This is a genomic window from Streptomyces sp. P6-2-1 (assembly GCF_050613165.1).
Taxonomy (GTDB): Bacteria; Actinomycetota; Actinomycetes; order Streptomycetales; family Streptomycetaceae; genus Streptomyces.
Genome location: NZ_CP192513.1, coordinates 6,866,255 through 6,883,457, shown reverse-complemented (window position 1 = coordinate 6,883,457; position 17,203 = coordinate 6,866,255). Strand labels below are relative to the sequence as shown.

16 protein-coding genes are annotated in these 17,203 nt (G+C 74.0%); 7 read left to right on the top strand and 9 right to left on the bottom strand.

The window, feature by feature from the left end:
* Positions 1 to 33: 33 nt before the first annotated feature.
* Positions 34 to 858 (top strand): class I SAM-dependent methyltransferase, encoded by an 825-nt coding sequence (locus tag ACQYWQ_RS28960; RefSeq protein ID WP_431038758.1) that lies wholly within the window; start codon positions 34 to 36, stop codon positions 856 to 858.
* A gap of 318 nt (positions 859 to 1,176) precedes the next feature.
* Positions 1,177 to 1,809 (top strand): hypothetical protein, encoded by a 633-nt coding sequence (locus tag ACQYWQ_RS28955; protein ID WP_431038757.1) that lies wholly within the window; start codon positions 1,177 to 1,179, stop codon positions 1,807 to 1,809.
* A gap of 13 nt (positions 1,810 to 1,822) precedes the next feature.
* Here the strand turns inward: ACQYWQ_RS28955 and ACQYWQ_RS28950 are convergent, their stop codons facing one another.
* The 3 genes from ACQYWQ_RS28950 to ACQYWQ_RS28940 all read right to left on the bottom strand — a co-directional run bounded on the left by ACQYWQ_RS28950 (position 1,823) and on the right by ACQYWQ_RS28940 (position 4,895).
* Complete coding sequence (locus ACQYWQ_RS28950) at positions 1,823 to 2,776, bottom strand: NADPH:quinone oxidoreductase family protein (RefSeq protein ID WP_431038756.1); 954 nt, start codon at positions 2,774 to 2,776, stop codon at positions 1,823 to 1,825.
* Positions 2,777 to 2,919: 143 nt separating this feature from the next.
* Positions 2,920 to 3,513, bottom strand: coding sequence for a helix-turn-helix domain-containing protein (locus ACQYWQ_RS28945; protein WP_431038755.1), 594 nt, complete (start codon positions 3,511 to 3,513; stop codon positions 2,920 to 2,922).
* Positions 3,514 to 3,596: 83 nt separating this feature from the next.
* Positions 3,597 to 4,895: an alpha/beta fold hydrolase gene (locus ACQYWQ_RS28940; protein ID WP_431038754.1), complete on the bottom strand. Its 1,299-nt coding sequence runs from the start codon at positions 4,893 to 4,895 to the stop codon at positions 3,597 to 3,599.
* 232 nt (positions 4,896 to 5,127) lie between these two features.
* On the opposite strand from ACQYWQ_RS28940, the gene ACQYWQ_RS28935 reads away from it, so the two are divergent.
* Genes ACQYWQ_RS28935 through ACQYWQ_RS28920 form a run of 4 tightly spaced genes read left to right on the top strand, consistent with a single transcriptional unit; the run spans position 5,128 to position 9,225 of the window.
* Complete coding sequence (locus tag ACQYWQ_RS28935) at positions 5,128 to 5,883, top strand: (Fe-S)-binding protein (RefSeq protein ID WP_431038753.1); 756 nt, start codon at positions 5,128 to 5,130, stop codon at positions 5,881 to 5,883.
* Complete coding sequence (locus ACQYWQ_RS28930; RefSeq protein ID WP_431038752.1) at positions 5,880 to 7,394, top strand: LutB/LldF family L-lactate oxidation iron-sulfur protein; 1,515 nt, start codon at positions 5,880 to 5,882, stop codon at positions 7,392 to 7,394. The genes ACQYWQ_RS28935 and ACQYWQ_RS28930 overlap by 4 nt, the downstream gene beginning before the upstream one ends.
* The gene (locus ACQYWQ_RS28925; RefSeq protein ID WP_431038751.1) at positions 7,391 to 8,038 is read left to right on the top strand and encodes a LutC/YkgG family protein; all 648 of its coding nucleotides are present in this window, start codon (positions 7,391 to 7,393) and stop codon (positions 8,036 to 8,038) included. Before ACQYWQ_RS28930 ends, ACQYWQ_RS28925 begins: the two co-directional genes overlap by 4 nt.
* A 26-nt stretch (positions 8,039 to 8,064) precedes the next feature.
* Complete coding sequence (locus ACQYWQ_RS28920) at positions 8,065 to 9,225, top strand: ABC transporter ATP-binding protein (protein WP_431039396.1); 1,161 nt, start codon at positions 8,065 to 8,067, stop codon at positions 9,223 to 9,225.
* 4 nt (positions 9,226 to 9,229) lie between these two features.
* Here ACQYWQ_RS28920 and ACQYWQ_RS28915 read toward each other — a convergent pair whose 3' ends face one another.
* From ACQYWQ_RS28915 to ACQYWQ_RS28900, 4 genes are read right to left on the bottom strand one after another with little or no spacing between them, the layout of a single operon-like run.
* The gene (locus tag ACQYWQ_RS28915; protein WP_431038750.1) at positions 9,230 to 10,603 is read right to left on the bottom strand and encodes a hypothetical protein; all 1,374 of its coding nucleotides are present in this window, start codon (positions 10,601 to 10,603) and stop codon (positions 9,230 to 9,232) included.
* Positions 10,604 to 10,636: 33 nt separating this feature from the next.
* Positions 10,637 to 11,584, bottom strand: coding sequence for an ABC transporter substrate-binding protein (locus ACQYWQ_RS28910; protein WP_431038749.1), 948 nt, complete (start codon positions 11,582 to 11,584; stop codon positions 10,637 to 10,639).
* A complete protein-coding gene (locus ACQYWQ_RS28905; protein ID WP_431038748.1) occupies positions 11,581 to 12,255 on the bottom strand; it encodes an ABC transporter permease in 675 nt (224 codons plus the stop codon). The genes ACQYWQ_RS28910 and ACQYWQ_RS28905 overlap by 4 nt, the downstream gene beginning before the upstream one ends.
* Complete coding sequence (locus tag ACQYWQ_RS28900; RefSeq protein WP_431038747.1) at positions 12,252 to 12,932, bottom strand: ABC transporter permease; 681 nt, start codon at positions 12,930 to 12,932, stop codon at positions 12,252 to 12,254. Before ACQYWQ_RS28900 ends, ACQYWQ_RS28905 begins: the two co-directional genes overlap by 4 nt.
* An 88-nt stretch (positions 12,933 to 13,020) precedes the next feature.
* Here ACQYWQ_RS28900 and ACQYWQ_RS28895 point away from each other — a divergent pair, with 88 nt between their 5' ends.
* Positions 13,021 to 13,986 carry a pirin family protein gene (locus tag ACQYWQ_RS28895; protein WP_431038746.1) on the top strand — a complete coding sequence of 322 codons (966 nt, stop codon included), beginning with the start codon at positions 13,021 to 13,023 and terminating at the stop codon, positions 13,984 to 13,986.
* A 140-nt stretch (positions 13,987 to 14,126) separates the two neighbouring features.
* On the opposite strand, the gene ACQYWQ_RS28890 is transcribed toward ACQYWQ_RS28895, so the two are convergent.
* Positions 14,127 to 15,305, bottom strand: a complete 1,179-nt coding sequence (locus ACQYWQ_RS28890) for a polyprenyl synthetase family protein (protein WP_431038745.1) — start codon at positions 15,303 to 15,305, stop codon at positions 14,127 to 14,129.
* A 286-nt stretch (positions 15,306 to 15,591) separates the two neighbouring features.
* Positions 15,592 to 17,004 (bottom strand): short-chain fatty acyl-CoA regulator family protein, encoded by a 1,413-nt coding sequence (locus ACQYWQ_RS28885; RefSeq protein ID WP_431038744.1) that lies wholly within the window; start codon positions 17,002 to 17,004, stop codon positions 15,592 to 15,594.
* Between the last annotated feature and the right edge of the window lie 199 nt (positions 17,005 to 17,203).

Here is a 17,203-nt window from a genome sequence, read left to right as displayed (position 1 = left end):
CTCAACTGGAACAGACGGTAAGGGTGGTGCGGCATGGGGCTCTCTCTGCCCACGGCCGAGCGGTGGGTGGACCGCTGGGAACGGCAGCAGCAGCGGTACGCGGTCGACCGCGAGGAACGCTTCACGGTGGTCACGGACGTCGTGGAGCATGTGACGGAGGGCCAGGCGCGCCCCTACGTGGTCGACCTGGGCTGCGGCCCCGGCTCACTGCCCGCCAGGCTCAGCGCGCGCCTGCCGCACGCCAGGATCGTCGCGGTGGACATGGACCCGCTCCTGCTCGAACTGGCCCGTACCCGCCACCCCCGCGCGGCACGGTACGTCCAGGCGGTCATCGGCGAGGAGGGGTGGACCCGGCGGCTCGGGCTGACCGGCCCGGTGGACGCGGTGGTGTCCACGACGGCACTGCACTACCTGCCGGAGGAGGATCTGCGGCGCGCCTACGCGGATCTGACGCGGGTGCTGCGCCCGGGCGGGGTGCTCGTCAACGCCGACCACCTCGGCTGCGGTTCCGCGGCGCTCGCCGGTATCGCCGAGCACGTGGGGGCGCGGCGGGCGCGCCGCGCGGGGGCACTGGACAGCGAGGACTGGGAGAGCTGGTGGGCGGCGGCGGCCGACGATCCCGAGCTGGGCGAACTGTGCGCGCGGCGGGAGCCGAGCCGGTTCGGCGGCACGAGCGGGCTGAGCCTGGGCACCCACGTCGAGCTGCTGCGTGCGGCGGGGTTCGCGCACGCGGGGCCCGTGTGGCAGGTGGGGACGAGCCACGTGCTGGTCGCCGTGCTTCCCGAAAGGCCAGGGAACAACGCGCGGGAAGCGGGCCGGGGGGCACGGGAATTCTGCACTCTGCACAATGCAGAATGACGGGGCCTCACTGATTTACACAGAGTCGCCTCGCGCAGGGTGCGGGATTCCAAGATCAAGGGCGTGATTTCTGCGCCCTACGGGAATCAGCGCACGGCGGAATGTGGTCATCCACTATCCACCTCCCGCTTTTCCCCGCACGTCCTCCCTGGCCAGAGAGGTGCCACCGGCCGGTTTTCGCAGCGCTCCGCACCGTTCGCGCCACTCGGCAATTGCCGAGCAAATGTGGCGGGAATTGAGCGGAATGAGGACGGCGGGAGGCGGAATAATCACAGACGGCAAGGGAATCGCGGCTGCCGACGCGGAGGACTGCCTGCTGTGCACGAAGAGTTCGTGTGTCATCTCACCGCTTATGGCATGAGCGCGGGCGCCAGGGTCGGCGTCCCGCTCGGCACCTACCGCGCCCCTTCGCTGCCGCTCGCCGTGAACTGGCTGCGGGAGCGCGCCGAGTGGCTCTCGCGGATGCTCGACCCGAGCCCCGAGGCACCCTGGCTGCCGCCGGGCACGCTCGTGGAGGCGGCCGAACGGGCGTGGGCGGTGCCCGAGACGGTCCGCGCGTGGAGCAACGACATCAACGGCCACCTCCGCCTCGCGGAGAAACTCCTCGCCGGGGACCTCGTCGAGGTGCGCTGGCACGACGAGGCGACCGAGTACGAGCTGCTCGCCGAGTCGGTCGACGCGGCCCGGATGCGGCGCGTGGACGTCCCCGCGCCGCAGGCCGCGGGACACCCCGACGTGGACGACGAGGGCACCCTTGCCCTGCCCGTCGTGCGCCCCGAGATCGCCGAGGCCGCCACGCTCCGCTTCGCCGCCGTCGAGATCGAGTCCCGCAGCCGGGGCGCGAACTCCTACTTCGGCTTGCGGGTGCCTGCCCCCGCGACGCCGGAGGAACCGCGCCCCCGCCCCCGCGCCGCCCGGCTCAGGGAACGGCTGGGAAGGCGGCGCGACTGACCAGGGAGCGCGCTCAGGGCAGCACGCAGATGCGGCCCGTCGAGCGGCCTCCGGCCACGCGCCGCACGGCCGAGGCGGCTCCCTCCAGCGGGACGCGTTCCGAGACGAGCGGCTTGATGGCGCCCTCGGTCGCGAGGCGGTTCAGCTCCCGGTGGCACTCGGCGATCAGGTGCGGCGCGTACCGCCCGTACAGGCCCCAGTGCAGGCCGAGGATCGAGTAGTTCTTCACCATCGCGTGGTTGAGCGCGGGCGCGGGGATGGTGCCGCTCGTGAAGCCGACGACGATGATGCGGCCCTCGAAGGCGACGCACTTGGCGGACTTCGTGTACGCCTCGCCGCCGACGGGGTCGTAGACCACGTCGGCGCCCCTGCCGTCCGTGAACTCCTTGACCTTCGCGATGATGTCGTCCGTGTGCCGGTCGAGTACGAGGTCGCAGCCGAGCGCGCGGGCGACCTCGGCCTTCTCGGGCCCGCCGACGACACCGACGACGCTCGCCCCCGCCGCCTTGCCGAGCTGGACGGCCGCGCTGCCGACGCCACCCGCCGCCGCGTGCACGAGCAGTGTCTCGCCGGCCTGGATGCGGGCCCTGCGGTGGAGCCCGAACCAGCCGGTCTGGTAGCCGATGTGCAGGGCCGCGGCCTCGGCGTCGTCGAGCGCGTCGGGCGCGGGCAGGCTCGCCGCCTCGTCCAGGAGCGCGTACTCGGCGAAGCCGCCGTGCGGCAGGACCGGGGTGCCGATGAGGCGGCGCCCGTCCGCGGCGCGGCCGCACAGCTCGACACCCGGCGTGAAGGGCAGCGGGGGCCTGATCTGGTACTGGCCCCGGCACAGCAGCGCGTCGGGGAAGTTGACGTTCGCCGCGAGCACCTCGACGAGGAGCTGCCCGGGACCGGGCTCGGGCTGTTCCGTCTCGACGAGCTTCATCACCTGCTCGGGTTCGCCGGTCTCCGCCACCTGCCATGCCCGCATGGATCGCTCCCGCCTGTCGCGCCTCGGCGGCCCGGCCGCCGCCGCTACCGCGCCGCTGCCGCAGGACCACCCGTGGAGCGGCATACTAAGCGGTCGGTAAGGGTGAGCGGAAGACCGTGGGCACGGCAGCGCGCGAGCGAGCCTCAGTCCGTCTTCTTCCGTTTCGGCCGGGCCCGTACGTGCATCCGCTCCCCCTGCGGTCCGAAGAGCACGAGGAGTTCGACGGGGCGTTCGTCGATGAGCCCGAACCAGTGCGGGACGCGCGTGTCGAACTCGGCGGCCTCGCCCGGCTCCAGAACCAGGTCGTGCTCGCCGAGGACGAGCCGGAGCCTGCCGTGCAGGACGTACATCCACTCGTAGCCCTCGTGCGTGCGCGGCTCCGGCTCGCGCGAGCCGCCCTCGATGATCATCCGGTACGCCTGGACGCCGCCGGGGTGGCGGCTGAGCGGGTACATGCGGCGCTGGTGGCGCACGATCGGCTCGGCGCGCACGCGGGGGTCGGCGACGGGGCGGGTGCCGACGAGTTCGTCGAGCGCGACCCGGTGGGCGCGGGCGAGCGGGAGGAGGAGTTCGAGTGTCGGGCGGCGCAGCCCCGATTCGAGGCGCGAGAGCGTCGAGACGGAGATCCCCGTGCTCGCGGAGAGCGCGGCGAGGGTCATGCCGCGTTCCTTGCGCAGCCCGCGAAGGCGCTCCCCGACCCCGGCGAGGATCTGCTCGGACGCCTCGTCACCGGTCACGGCAGCCAGGGCGTCGGCCGAGGCACCTTCCGCAGCCCCTTCCGCGGCGCCCGCCGGGCCCGGCCGCCCGGCCCCTCCCGCGCTCACGCGTCCCCGCGCACGAGCGCGAGCAGCCGGTCGAGCACGACGGGCCCCTGTCGCACCCCGTCGTGCTCGAACTCGTCGGTGACCCACGTCCGCAGGCCCTTGATCGCCCGCGCGGTGCGCAGCGAGTGCGCGGTGTCCACGTACATGTCGTCGTGGTACACGGCCGCGGCGACGGGGACCTCGTTGCGGGCGAGCTGTCCCGCGTCGTAGAGCGGTGACCAGTCGGTGCGCTGGGCGAGCAGTTCGGCGGTCTCGCGCAGCGGCGCGAGCGAGGGGTCGCACGTGAAGGACCAGGGGTGCACGGACTCACCGGTGAACAGGACGGGCGCGTCGCCCGCGAGCGCGCGCTCGGCGTCGAACTGCGGGAACTCGGTGCGTACGCGCTCGGCGGCCCAGCCGGTGGGGCGGTGGTCCTGCGCGTAGATCGACTCGTGCAGGAGCGCGTAGAGCGGGTGCGCGGCGTAGGAGAGCGCCGCCTGCGCGGCCTCCTGGAAGGCGTCGGAGAGCTGGAGCCCGGTGGCGGTGCGCGCGAAGGCGTTCTCCAGGAGGTAGTGCAGGGTGTGGCTGCCCGAGCCCGTGCCGAGGGCGATGCCGAGCGACTGGAACGCCTCGACGGTGAGCCGGTAGCCGCCGTTGAGCACGGGGCGGTGCTCGGCGAGGTGCTCGGCGATGCGGCGCACGCGGTCGACGTCCTGCGGGTAGCGGGCGTAGTGCGCGGCGACCTTGCGCGCGATACGCGGGTAGGCGGCGCGGTAGACGTCGTCGGCGTGGGCGTCGAGCGAGGGCAGTCCGCCGGTGATGAGCGCGGCGCTCAGGCCCTCGGGGGCGCTGGAGAGGTAGTGCGTGACGCAGAAGCCGCCGAAGCTCTGGCCGAGGACGGTCCAGGGGGCGCCGCCCGTGAGGTTCTGCCGGATCAGTTCGGCGTCCTTGACGATGGAGTCGGCGCGCAGGAGGGCGAGGTGGTCGGCCTGCTCGCGCGGGCCGCCGCGCAGCGGGAGCGTCTGGCGGTTGGCGGGCGTGGAGCGGCCCGTACCGCGCTGGTCCATGAGGAGGACGCGGTAGTCCTGGAGCGCGCGCCCGAGCCACGCCTGGCGGCCGACGAAGCGGCGCGCGGCGTTCCCCGGACCGCCCTCCAGGTAGAGGAGCCAGGGGCGCTCGGCACCGCCCTGCTCGGTCGAGACCACTTCCCGCCCGAAGACCTCGATCCGCTCCCCGTCGGGCCGCTCGTGGTCGAGCGGGACGGTGAACATGCGGTCCGTGAGGACGACGCCGGGCTGGCGGTACGTGGCGGCCATGTCGCTCCTGCCGGGGTGGGTGGTGCCTGGGTGCTCCCAGTTCAGCACACGGCCCGGGGGAGCTGCGCCCCGGCTCGGTCCGTACGGGCCCGGGGCGGCGGGCGCGAAGGCGCCGTACGGAGGCGCGGCGCCCGAACGGGTAAGGGAGCGTGCGGGTGTGTGCGGGCCCCGTGCCGGGCGACGGGTACGCCCTTACGCTGACGGGCAGCCGAAGACGACGAGGGGAGCCGCCGTGCGCGTCGCTCTGTTCCTGACCTGTGTGAACGACACGCTCTATCCGGGAACCGGGCGGGCCGTGGTGCGACTGCTCCGGCGGCTCGGCGTCGAGGCGGAGTTCCCGCTCGCCCAGACGTGTTGCGGGCAGGCGCACTACAACACGGGGTACCGGCACGAGGCGGAGCCGCTCGCCCGCCGCTACGCGGAGGTCTTCGCGCCGTACGACGCCGTCGTGGTGCCCTCGGGGTCCTGCGGCGCGATGGTGCGGGACCTGTATCCCCGGATGGGCGAGCGGGCCCGCGCGGAGGGCAGGGGCGGGCAGCTCGCCGCGGCACTCGCCCCTGCCGTGCCGAAGACGTACGAGCTGAGCGAGTTCCTGGTGGACGTGCTCGGCGTGACGGACGTCGGCGCGTACTACCCGCACACCGTCACGTACCACCCGACGTGCCACGGCCTGCGCGTGCTCAGGCTCGGCGACCGGCCGCTCCGGCTGCTGCGGGCCGTGGAGGGCATCGAGCTGCGGGAGCTGGAGGGGGCCGAGGAGTGCTGCGGCTTCGGCGGCACGTTCTCGGTGAAGAACCCGGACGTCTCGGCCGCGATGGGGCGGGACAAGGTGGCGCACGCGGTGGCGAGCGGGGCCGAGGTGCTGTGCGCCGCCGACAACTCCTGCCTCCTGCACATCGGCGGCACGATGAGCCGTGTGGCCGCCGGGATGCGGCCCGTGCACCTCGCGGAGATCCTGGCCAGTACACGAGAGGAGCCCCTGGGATGAGCACCCTTCAGCCCGCCCCGATGGGACCGGGAGGCACCTTCCTCGGGATGCCGCCCTTCCCGCGCGCGGCGCGCGCGGCGGTGCGCGACGAGCGCCTGCGCGGCAATCTGCGGCACGCGACGCACACGATCCGCGACAAGCGTGCGAAGGCCGTCGCCGAGCTGGACGACTGGCAGGCGCTGCGCGAGGCCGGGAAGCAGATCAAGGACCACACGCTGCGGCACCTCGACGTGTACCTGGAGCGCCTTGAGGAGGCCGTCACGCGCGCGGGCGGCCAGGTGCACTGGGCGAGCGGCGCCGCGGAGGCGAACCGCATCGTCGCCGAGCTGGTGAAGGCGACCGGCGAGACCGAGGTCGTCAAGGTCAAGTCGATGGCGACGCAGGAGACCGGGCTCAACGAGGCGCTGGAGCGCGAGGGCATCACGGCGTACGAGACGGACCTCGCGGAGCTGATCGTGCAGCTCGGCAGGGACCGCCCCTCGCACATCCTGGTCCCCGCGATCCACCGCAACCGGGGCGAGATCCGCGACATCTTCCGCTCCGAGATGGGCCGTTGGGGCCGCCCGGCGCCGGAGGGCCTGAGCGAGGAGCCGAGCGAGCTGGCGGATGCCTCGCGGCTGCACCTGCGGGAGAAGTTCCTGCGCGCGAAGGTCGGGATCTCGGGCGCGAACTTCATGGTCGCCGAGACCGGGACGCTCGTCGTGGTGGAGTCCGAGGGCAACGGGCGGATGTGCCTGACGCTGCCCGAGACGCTCATCTCGGTGGTCGGGATCGAGAAGCTCGTGCCGCGCTGGCGCGACCTGGAGGTGCTGCTCCAGACGCTGCCGCGCTCCTCGACGGCCGAGCGCATGAACCCGTACACCTCGACGTGGACGGGCGTGCGCGACGGCGACGGTCCACGCGTCTTCCACCTGGTGCTGCTCGACAACGGGCGCAGCGACACCCTCGCCGACGCGGTGGGGCGACAGGCGCTGCGCTGCATCCGCTGCTCGGCGTGCCTCAACGTCTGCCCGGTGTACGAGCGGGCCGGGGGCCACGCGTACGGCTCGGTCTACCCGGGCCCGATCGGCGCGATCCTCTCGCCCCAGCTCGGCGGCACGGGCAACCCGGTCGACGCCGCGCTCCCGTACGCGTCCTCGCTGTGCGGGGCGTGCTACGAGGTGTGCCCCGTGGCGATCGACATCCCCGAGGTCCTCGTGCACCTGCGGGAGCGGATCGCGCAGGGCGGGGAGCTGACGCGCAACGGGCGGCGGGTGCGGGTGCGCCCCGCGAAGGGGCACGCGGCGGAGCGCGCCGCGATGCGCGCGGCGCGGTACGGGCTCGGCTCGCCCGCGCTGCTGCACGCGGGCCAGCGGCTCGCCTCGGCGACGCGCGCGGTGCGCCCGCGCCGCGTACCGGGTCCGGGGCGGGCGTGGACGGACAGCAGGGATCTGCCCCGGGTGCCCGCCGAGCCCTTCCGCGACTGGTGGGTCAGGACAGAGGGCGGCACGCGTGAGGAGGGCGGCAGGTGAGCGGCAGGGACGTGGTGCTGGGCCGGGTGCGGCGCGCGCTCGGCGGGACGGCGGGTACGGACCCGGACGAGGTGTACGCGCGCGAGGTGCGCCGGGCCTACCGGCGGGCACATGTCACGGGCCCGCGCGCGGAGGTCGTGGACCTGCTCGCCGAGCGGCTCGCGGACTACCGGGCCTTCGTGCACCGTACGGGCCCCGTCGGCCTGCCCGCGCTGCTCGCCGGGCTCCTGGCAGGGACCACGGGCATCGTGGTGCCCGACGGGCTGCCTGACGAGTGGCTCGCGGACACCACCGCGGAGCGCGTGGCCGATTCCCCCGGGCTCACGCCCGCGGAACTGGACGCGGTCTCCGCCGTCGTGACGGGGTGCGCGGTGGCGATCGCCGAGACGGGGACGCTCGTCCTGGACGCGGGGCCCGGCCAGGGGCGGCGGCGGATCACGCTCGTGCCCGACCACCACGTGTGCGTCGTGCGCACGGCGGAGCAGGTCGTGGCCTCCGTGCCGCAGGCGCTCGCCCGGCTCGACCCGCACCGGCCGCAGACGTGGGTCTCGGGCCCTTCGGCGACGAGCGACATCGAACTGGACCGCGTCGAGGGGGTGCACGGGCCGCGCCGCCTGGATGTCGTGCTGCTCGACGACGCGTGAGCGCCACGGCCGACAGGGGCCGCCCGATGATCCGCTTCGACGAGGTCGGCAAGCGCTACCCGGACGGCACCGTCGCCGTGCACGACCTCTCGTTCGCCGTCGCGGAGGGGGAGCTGGTCACCCTCGTCGGGCCCTCGGGGTGCGGCAAGACGACGACCATGATGATGGTCAACCGGCTCGTCGAGCCGACCTCGGGGCGCATCGAGGTGGACGGCGAGGACATCGCGCACGTCGACCCGGTCGCGCTGCGCCGCCGCATCGGCTACGTCATCCAGCAGGTCGGGCTCTTCCCGCACCGCACCGTGCTCGACAACACGGCGACGGTGCTCTCGCTGCTCGGCACGAAGCGGGGGCGGGCGCGGGAGCGGGCCAGGGAACTGCTCGACCTCGTGGGGCTCGACCCGGGCACGTACGGTCCGCGCTACCCGCACCAGCTCTCGGGCGGGCAGCGGCAGCGCGTCGGTGTCGCGCGGGCGCTCGCCGCCGATCCGCCCGTGCTGCTCATGGACGAGCCCTTCGGCGCGGTGGACCCCGTGGTGCGCGAGCGGCTTCAGAACCAGTTCCTGGACCTCCAGCGGCGCGTGCGCAAGACCGTCCTGTTCGTGACGCACGACATCGAGGAGGCGGTGCGGCTCGGGGACCGCATGGCGGTGTACGGGCCCGGGCGCATCGAGCAGTTCGACACGCCCGCGACCGTTCTCGGGCGCCCCGCGACCCCGTACGTGGCGGAGTTCGTGGGCGCGGACCGGGGCCTGAAGCGGCTCTCGGTGACCGAGATCAGGCCCGAGGACCTGGAGGAGCCGCCGCTCGTGCGGCAGTCCGAGCCGGCCGCGCGCGCGGCGCGGCGGCTGCGGGCCGAGGGGGCGCGCTGGGCGGTGGTCCTCGACGGGGCGGGCGAACTGCACGGCTGGGTCGGCGTGGACGAGGTGAGCGGTGGCGGGGAGCGGCCCGTCGGTGAGCTGGCGCACCGGATGAACGCGTGGGTCCCCGTGGGCGCCCCGCTCAAGCAGGCGTTCGGCGAGATGCTCCAGCACGACGCGGGCTGGGTCGCCGTGCTCGACGGGGCGCGGTTCCTGGGCGTCCTGACGCCGGGCAAGCTCCACGAGGCGCTGCGCCGCTCGGTGGACGCGGACGCGCGCGGCGTGGAGCGCGGGGACGTGGACTTCGACTCGGTGGCGGACGCCTGAGCCCTCAGGAACTCGGCACCGCGTGGGCGCTCGGGGCCGCGAGGACGAAGTCCTGGCGCGTGACGTGGCCCTCGCGGGGCAGGACGCGGCTCGCGGCGGGGCGGTGGCCCTTGGGGAGGGCGAGGACGCTGACCCAGTCCTCGGGGAGTCCGGCCGCGCCCCAGCGGCCCTCCTCGTCCGTGACGGTCTTGATGAGCTGGTGCCCGTCGTGGCCGAGGACGGTGATGAAGACGCCGGGCACGGGGCGGCCGTCGTCGTGGAAGACCTCGCCGCCGAGCACGGCCGTGCCCTCGCCGAAGGGGTCGTGCGCGCCGGGGGTGACGGCGTGCGGCACGGGTGCCTCCAGGGCGGGGTCCTCGACGGGTTCCTCGGCGGCCGTTGCGCCCGCCGCCTCGTGCTCCTTGCGGCGGCTGAGGACCGCGCCGAAGGCGACGAGGAGCAGGCCGAGCACGAGCCACGCGCACAGCACGAGCGTCGGGCGCAGGACGCCCCTGCCGTCGAAGTAGAAGATGCCGTGCAGCGCCTCGATGATGTTGCCGAGCGGGAAGACGGGGTGCAGGGCCCGGAAGAAGGCGGGGACCATCTGGTAGGGGATGGCGCCGCCGCTCGACGGGATCGAGAGCAGCACGAAGAGCGTGATCGCGACGCCGGGGATGAACTGGCGCACGAAGGGGACGAGTCCGTAGGTGACCCACGCGATGGCCTGCGAGAGCAGGAAGAGGTAGAGGATGCCGAGCGGCTCGTCCGGGACGATGTCGAGGCCGCGCCCGATGAAGTAGGCGACGAGGCTCATGAAGGCGGACAGGCACGCGAGGGTGAGCAGTTTGCCGCGCCGCGTGAGGTGGGCGCGGATGAGCATCATGACGGAGATGTAGGCGGAGATGTTGAGGGACATCGTGAGGTAGAAGAGCCCGGTGCCGCTCGTGTCGCCCGAGGCGGTGGGGACGAGTTCGACCGTCGTGAGCTGTCCGCCCTGGCGTTCGACGAGGGTGCGGAAGGCGGTCGTGACGGCCTGTTCGAGCAGGGCGCCGTCCGCTTTGGCGAGGTAGAGGGTGGGGCGGCCCGCGTCGGCGGCGAAGGCGGCCTCGGTGTCGCGGTCGAGCACCTTGCGGCGCGCGTCGGCGGCCGTGTCGGCGCTGATGATGTCGAACGCTCCGGGTGACGCCTCGTCGAAGCCCGCGCGGATCTCGCGCGCGGCCTGGGGGCCGGAGACGGCGACGCGGACGTCGTGCGGGGCGGGGTTGTGGAAGGGCAGCGCGTAGCAGAGCAGGAAGCCGAAGAAGAAGAGGAGCGGGAACCACAGGCCGCTCGCGAGGGTGCGGGCGAGGTGGGCGAGCGCTGCGCCGCGGCCGCGCGGCTCGGGGTTCTCCTCGGTCATGTGGCTGCCTCCTGGGCGTGCGGTCCGGGTGCTTCAGAGCAGGTCGTGGTCGTCGAGGTAGTCGCGGGCGACGTCCTCGGGGAGGCGGCGCCAGCTGTCGACGCGGCGGTTGAGGTCGGCGAGGTCGGCGGTGGTGAGGACCTTGTTGAGGCGGCCGAGCGCGGTGGCGACGCGGCGCGATCCGGCGCGGGAGCGGTTGACGACGGGGACGAGGTAATCGGCGTTCTGGAGCTTCTTGTCGTCGCGGAGCAGGACGAGCCCGAACTCGTCGAGCGTCGCGTCGGTCGTGGTGGTCGCGACGAGCTGGTCGCGGCCGTCCTGCACGGCCTTCTTCGCCTGCGTGGTGCCGAGGCCCTTCGGGTCGATCGTGGTGACGTCGATGCCGTACGTCTTCTTCAGGCCCGGCGCGCAGTACGGGCGTGTCGCGCACTCGTCGCCCGCGGCGACACGGACGGGGAGCTTGGCGCGGCCGAGGTCGGAGAGGGTGCGCAGCTCGTGCTTCCTCGCGTACGCGCGGGTGACGGCGTACGCGTTCTGGTCGACGGCCTTGCCGGGGTCGAGCACGTCGAGCCCGCGCGCGGCGGCGAGGGCGCGCAGGCGGCGCATGGTGCGGCCGAGGCCGGGCGAGCCCACGGGCTTCGCGTCGGCGCCGTTCTTCTTGGCGTTGAGCCAGTCGGCGAAGGTGGCCGCGTACTCGGGGACGACGTCGATCTGCCCGGATTCGAGCGCGGGCTCGTACAGCTCGCGGTTGGCGACGGTGAGCAGGCGGGTACGGTAGCCGGCCCTGTCGAGGAGCAGCTTGTACATGTGGGCGAGCAGGTCGCTCTCGGTGAACCCGGCCGAGCCGATGGTGAGCCGCTCGCTGTCGCCGGGGGGCGCGGTGACCTCGTTCCGGTTCTCCAGGGACGGGCCCGTGGAGCAGGCGGCGGGCAGGAGCACGACGGCGACGAGGGCGAGGGCGGCTCCGCGGGTACGGCTCACGCGGCGGCCCCCTGTTCCCGTACCGGCAGCCACCGCTCCCCCAGCGCGAAGGCGCCCTCGACGAGGAGGGCGAAGACGGCGACGAGGACGGCACCCGCGACGACCTGCGGGGTGGACGCGAGGTTGAACCCGGCGGTGATGATGCGGCCGAGGCCGCCGCCGCCCGCGAGCGCGGCGATCGTCGCCGTCGCGACGAGCTGGACGGCGGCGACGCGGACGCCGGTGAGGACGAGCGGGGCCGCGAGCGGCAGTTCGACGCGCCACAGCAGCTGCCGCCCCGTCATGCCCATGCCCCGCGCGGCACGGACCACCTCGCGGTCCACGCCCCGCATCCCCACGTACGCGTTGGTGAGCAGCGGTGGCACAGCGAAGAGGACGAGCGCGATGACGGTGGGGCCCTCGCTGAGCCTGCCGACCGGGGTGAGCAGGAGGAGGACGAGGACGGCGAAGGTGGGCACGGCGCGGCCGATGTTCGCGAGGTTCACGGCGAGGACGCCGCCGCGCCCGATGTGGCCGAGGACGAGGGCGACGGGGAGCGCGAGGAGGCAGCTGAGGAACAGGCACACGAGGGTCAGCAGGACGTGTTCGGCGAGGCGGTGCGCGATGCCGTTCTCGCCGGACCAGTGCGCGGGGTCGCTCAGCCAGTCCCACGTGTCGCCGAGTACGTTCACGCGCGGGTCCACGGGGTGAGGAGGCGCCCTGCGAGGAGCAGGAGCAGGTCGGCGGCGACGGCGAGGAGGACGCACAGGACGGATGCGGTGAGCACCTGGGCCTTGAAGTACGTGTTCATGCCCTGGTAAATGAGGTTGCCGAGACCGCCGAAGCCGACGATGGCGCCCACGGTGACGAGCGAGATCGCCGAGACCATCGCGATGCGCAGGCCCGCGAAGGCGGCGGGCAGGGCGAGGGGCAGTTCGACGGCGAGGAGGAGGCGCAGCGGCCCGTACCCCATGCCGCGCGCGGCCTGCCGAGTCTCCTCGGGCACGGCGCGCAGCCCGGCGAGGAGGTTGCGGACCAGGAGCGTGAGCGAGTAGAGGACGAGCCCGGCGACGACGAGGGTCGCCGAGAGTCCGTAGACGGGCAGGAGCAGCGAGAACATCGCGAGCGAGGGGATCGTGTAGAGCACCGTGGTGAGCGCGAGGACGGGCCCCGCCGCCCCGCGCAGGCGGCGCGCGAGGACGGCGAGCGGGACGGCGATGAGGAGCGCGATGCCGACGGCCGCCGCGGTCAGCTCGACGTGCTGCGCGACGGCGTCGAGCAGGACGTGCCGCCGGGTGCTCAGGTACGTGCCGCAGATCCACTCGTTGCGGGCAAGGCAGTCGTCGGGGGTGGCTGGGGTGGCGCTCACCCGCCCATTCCAGCGGGGGCGCGGGGTGCGGGCACGTCCGGGCGGACCGTCCGGGTGGTGTGGGGCGGCGACCGTTAGGTTGGGCGGCATGAGCAATCTGGACACCCACCCCGTGCCGAAGCCGTGCGGTGGCCGCGAGGACGTCCTCGCGGCTCCCGTGCGCGAGCTGCTGAGCCCCCGCCGGGTACCGCTCGGCGAGTCGACGGAGGTACGGCGGCTGCTGCCGAACCTCGGCCGCCGCATGATCGGCGCCTGGGCCTTCGTCGACCACTACGGACCCGACGACATCGCCGATGAGCCGGGGATGCAGGTACCGCCGCATCCGCACATGGGGCTCCAGACGGTGAGCTGGCTCCACGAGGGCGAGGTGCTGCACCGCGACTCGCTCGGCTCGCTCCGGACGATCAGGCCGCGCGAGCTGGGCCTCATGACCTCGGGCCGCGCGATCTCGCACTCCGAGGAGAGCCCCCGGCCGCACGCCCGTTACCTGCACGGCGCCCAGCTCTGGGTGGCGCTGCCCGACGAGGCGCGCCACGTGGCCCCGCACTTCGAGCACCACGGGGACCTCCCGCGCGTCACTGCCCCCGGGCTCGAAGCGACCGTCCTGCTCGGCACGCTCGACTCGGCGACCTCGCCGGGCACGACGTACTCGCCGCTCGTCGGCGCGGACCTCGCGCTGCGGGAGGGCGCCGAAGCCGACCTGCCGCTGAACCCCGACTTCGAGTACGGGGTGCTCGCGATGTCGGGCGAGCTGCGCGTGGACGGGGCGCCCGTCACCCCGGGCACGATGCTCTACCTCGGCTGCGGGCGCACGAGCCTGCCCCTGCGCGCCGTCTCGGACGCGGGCGCGATGCTCCTGGGCGGTGAGCCCTTCGCGGAGAAGCTGCTCATGTGGTGGAACTTCGTGGGCCGTACGCAGGAGGAGATCGAGCGGGCCCGCGAGGACTGGATGACGAGCGACCGTTTCGGCGAGGTCCACGGCTACGACGGCGCGCGGCTGCCCGCGCCCGCCCTCCCTCCCGTGCCGCTGAAGCCGCGGGGACGCGAGCGCTGAGCGGAACGGACGGCGGGACCCCGCCGAGGAACGCGCGTGGAGGTGGCGGCACGCGGGCGGGAGCCGAGCACGGTGGGGACGGGGGGACAGGCCAGGCGTGTCCCCGCGGGCCCGCGCCTGCCGCGGGCCCGCGCCTCCCCTCAGGCCCCCGCGCTCCCGCGCACCGTGTGCCATGCCATCTCGCGCAGCAGGCGGGTGCGGGGGGATTCGGGGAGGACGGCGGCGAGGGCGGTCCAGGCGGTCGAGAGCAGGTCCTCGGCCTCACGGGCGCACGCCTCCGCCGCACCGCAGTCGAGCAGTACGTCCCGTACCTCCGCCCGCTCCCGCTCCCCCGCGTCGGGCGCGGAGAGCGTGTCCCACAGGGCGCGCAGGCGGGGTCTCGGGAGCAGCGTGACGGCGTGGGCGAGGGGCATGGTGACCTTGCTGTTGCGGGTGTCCTCGCCCGCCTGTTTCGTCGCGCTGCCCTTGTGGCGGACGCCGCGCAGGTCGGCGACGTCGTCGGCGATCTGGTACGCGGTGCCGAGTGCCTCGCCGAAGGCGGCGAGGGCGTGGTGGCGGCGGGGGCCGGCGCCGGTGACGAGTGCCGCGGTCTCGAAGCCGACGGCGGACATGGCTCCCGACTTGAGCCGGTGCGTGAGGCGGACGAGGGCGAGGACGGGCTGGGCGTCGCCCGTCCTGACGGCGTGTCCCATCTCGGCGCGGTGACCCGTGATGTCGAGCGCCTGTCCCGCGTGCGCGGAGCGGAGCGCGGCGAGGAAGGCGTCCCACAGGCGTCCCGCGAGGGTGGGGTCGCCCGGCGTCGTGAGCCGGATGGCACGGTCGAAGGCGAAGTAGGCGTTGGTCCCCGCGTTGAGCGCGGTCGCGGTGCCGAAGACGAGGTGCGCGGCGGCGACCCCGCGCCGCAGCGGCGAGCCGTCCTGCACGTCGTCGACCATGAGGGAGCCCGTGTGGGCGAGTTCGAGCGCGGCGCACAGCGGCCCGTAGTGCTCGCTGTCGCCGCCGAGGAGGTCGATCGTCTCGGCGACGAGCCCGGGCCGCCAGCGCCTGCCGCCGGCTTCGACGAGGTGGCGCACGGGCTCGGCGAGTGCTTCGTGGAGACGCAGCGCGAGCCGTTCCCCGAGGTCGGGGGCGAGACCGGCGGTGGCCCTGGCGGGGAGCCACGTGTCCGCGTGCTGGGGGAACGGGGCGTAGAGCCGGGCGAGGTGCGCCTCGGTGCGGCGCGCGGTGTGCCGGACGCGGCGGGCGAGTTCCGCGCGGGAGGCGGGGACGTCGTCCGGGGCCGCCGGGGCCGCCGGTTCAAGGGATTCGGCCTTGTTCACGCGTCCTTAACGATGCCCCGGGGCGCGGGACACGCGGCGCTCGGGCGGCGCGGGAGACACGGTGCCCCGGGGCGCGGGGCGGCGCGGCACTCCGGCGGGGGCCGGGGCCGCCCGGGCGCGGGTGGGCGCACGACGACGTCCTGGTGAACCTCGCGGCGCCCGTCCCGACCGCCCTGCTGGGGCGGCTTGCTGTGGATGGGCGCGCGGGACCTGGCACTCGTCGGGGAGTGGTGCCTGCGCGGTGGGGACCGGTAGGGGCGGCGGTACACGGGGGCACACCCCGCCTTCACGGCCGCGCGCGCTCGCGCCGTACCGGGTACGGCACGAAGGTGCTGCTGTGCTGGTCGATCGTGAGGGTGTGGCCGACGGGCGGGGTGGCGCGCTGCGGGCAGTCGAGGTGTTCGCAGACGCGGCAGCCCATGCCGATGGGTGTGTCCGATGCGGGGTTGTCGAGGTCGAGACCTTCGGAGTAGACGAGGCGGCCCGCGTGGCGGACCTCGCAGCCGAGGCCGATCGCGTACGTGCTGCCGCGCTCCCCCCAGGCCCCGCCGCGCCGCGTGACGGTGCGCGCGGTCCACAGGTGGCGGCTGCCGTCGGGCATGCGGGTGAGCTGGACGTGCACGCGCCCGGGCGCGGTGAACGCCTCGTAGATGTTCCACAGCGGGCACGTGCCGCCCGAGCGCGAGAAGGGGAACCCGGTCGCCGACTGGCGCTTGGACATGTTCCCCGCGCGGTCGACGCGGACGAGCGAGAAGGGGACGCCGCTCAGGCGCGGGCGTTGCAGGGTGCTGAGGCGGTGGCACATGGTCTCGTAGCCGAGGCCGTAGTGGTCGCCGAGGCGTTCGATGTCGTAGCGGTACTCCTCGGCACGGGCGTGGAACTCGCGGTACGGAAGGACGAGGGCACCCGCGAAGTAGTGCGCGAGGCCGATGCGGGTGAGCGCGTGGGCGGGCGAGTGGCGGGGGAAGTTCTCGGCCGCGAGGGAGTCGAGTTCGGAGCCGTACTCCAGGAGCGCCAGCTGCGCGGCCATGCGGAAGGTCTGCTGGCCGGGGCGCAGGCGCGGCGAGAGGTGCAGGGTGCGGCTCACGGTGTCGTAGCGGTGCAGGTGGGGGCCTGCCGTGGTGGCGACGTGGACGCCGTGCTGGGCCTCCAGGTGCTCGGCGAGGGTCTGGCCCGCCGTGCCCGGGCGGACGCGGAGTTCGCCCGCGAGGTCCTCGGCGGCGAGGTCGAGGGAGTGGAAGTAGTTGCGGCGCTCGTAGAAGAAGTCGCGGACCTCCTCGTGCGGTGAGCCGGGGGGTTCCTGGTGCTCGTCGGTGCCGCCGTCGCGCCCCGAGAGCTGCTCGGTGAGGCGCTGGGAGCGGCGCTGGAGGTCGAGGAGGAGACGGGCCGCGCCGGGGGTACGGGTCGCGATCTCCTCCAGCTCGCCGGGCAGGACGCCGCCCTCCTCCAGAGGCGCGGCGAGCGCTTCGCGGAGGTCGGCGAGGAGGCGGGTCGCGTCGCGGGCCGAGAAGAAGGAGGCGTCGATGCCGAAGGTCTCGCCGATCTTGAGCAGGACGGGCACCGTGAGCGGCCGTGAGTCGTGCTCCATCTGGTTCAGGTAGCTCGGCGATATGCCGAGAGTGCGGGCGAGTTCGGCCTGGCTGAGGCGGCGTTCCTCGCGCAGCCGGCGCAGTCGTGCGCCCGCGTATGTCCTGGCCATAGGAAGTCCTCCCCGTCACTCCACGTCACTCCCGGCGAGAGTGGGAGCCACCTTAGCGGGCGCGGCGGGATTGGCAAGCTTCGCAAAGCTGGCGAGGGAAGATTCACAGACTTCACAGATTTCCCCCCTTGATGGCACTCAGTGCCAGTGCCACAGTCGAGTCATCACCCGGGTCCCCCAGGGGAAACGGGGGAGTCTC

Bases quoted from the DNA above. Each gene is read 5' to 3' on its own strand.
- ACQYWQ_RS28960 (WP_431038758.1), top strand. From the start codon at position 34: ATGGGGCTCTCTCTGCCCACGGCCGAGCGGTGGGTGGACCGCTGGGAA.
- ACQYWQ_RS28950 (WP_431038756.1), bottom strand. From the start codon at position 2,776: ATGCGGGCATGGCAGGTGGCGGAGACCGGCGAACCCGAGCAGGTGATG.
- ACQYWQ_RS28940 (WP_431038754.1), bottom strand. From the start codon at position 4,895: ATGGCCGCCACGTACCGCCAGCCCGGCGTCGTCCTCACGGACCGCATG.
- ACQYWQ_RS28930 (WP_431038752.1), top strand. From the start codon at position 5,880: ATGAGCACCCTTCAGCCCGCCCCGATGGGACCGGGAGGCACCTTCCTC.
- ACQYWQ_RS28920 (WP_431039396.1), top strand. From the start codon at position 8,065: ATGATCCGCTTCGACGAGGTCGGCAAGCGCTACCCGGACGGCACCGTC.
- ACQYWQ_RS28915 (WP_431038750.1), bottom strand. From the start codon at position 10,603: ATGACCGAGGAGAACCCCGAGCCGCGCGGCCGCGGCGCAGCGCTCGCC.
- ACQYWQ_RS28895 (WP_431038746.1), top strand. From the start codon at position 13,021: ATGAGCAATCTGGACACCCACCCCGTGCCGAAGCCGTGCGGTGGCCGC.
- ACQYWQ_RS28885 (WP_431038744.1), bottom strand. From the start codon at position 17,004: ATGGCCAGGACATACGCGGGCGCACGACTGCGCCGGCTGCGCGAGGAA.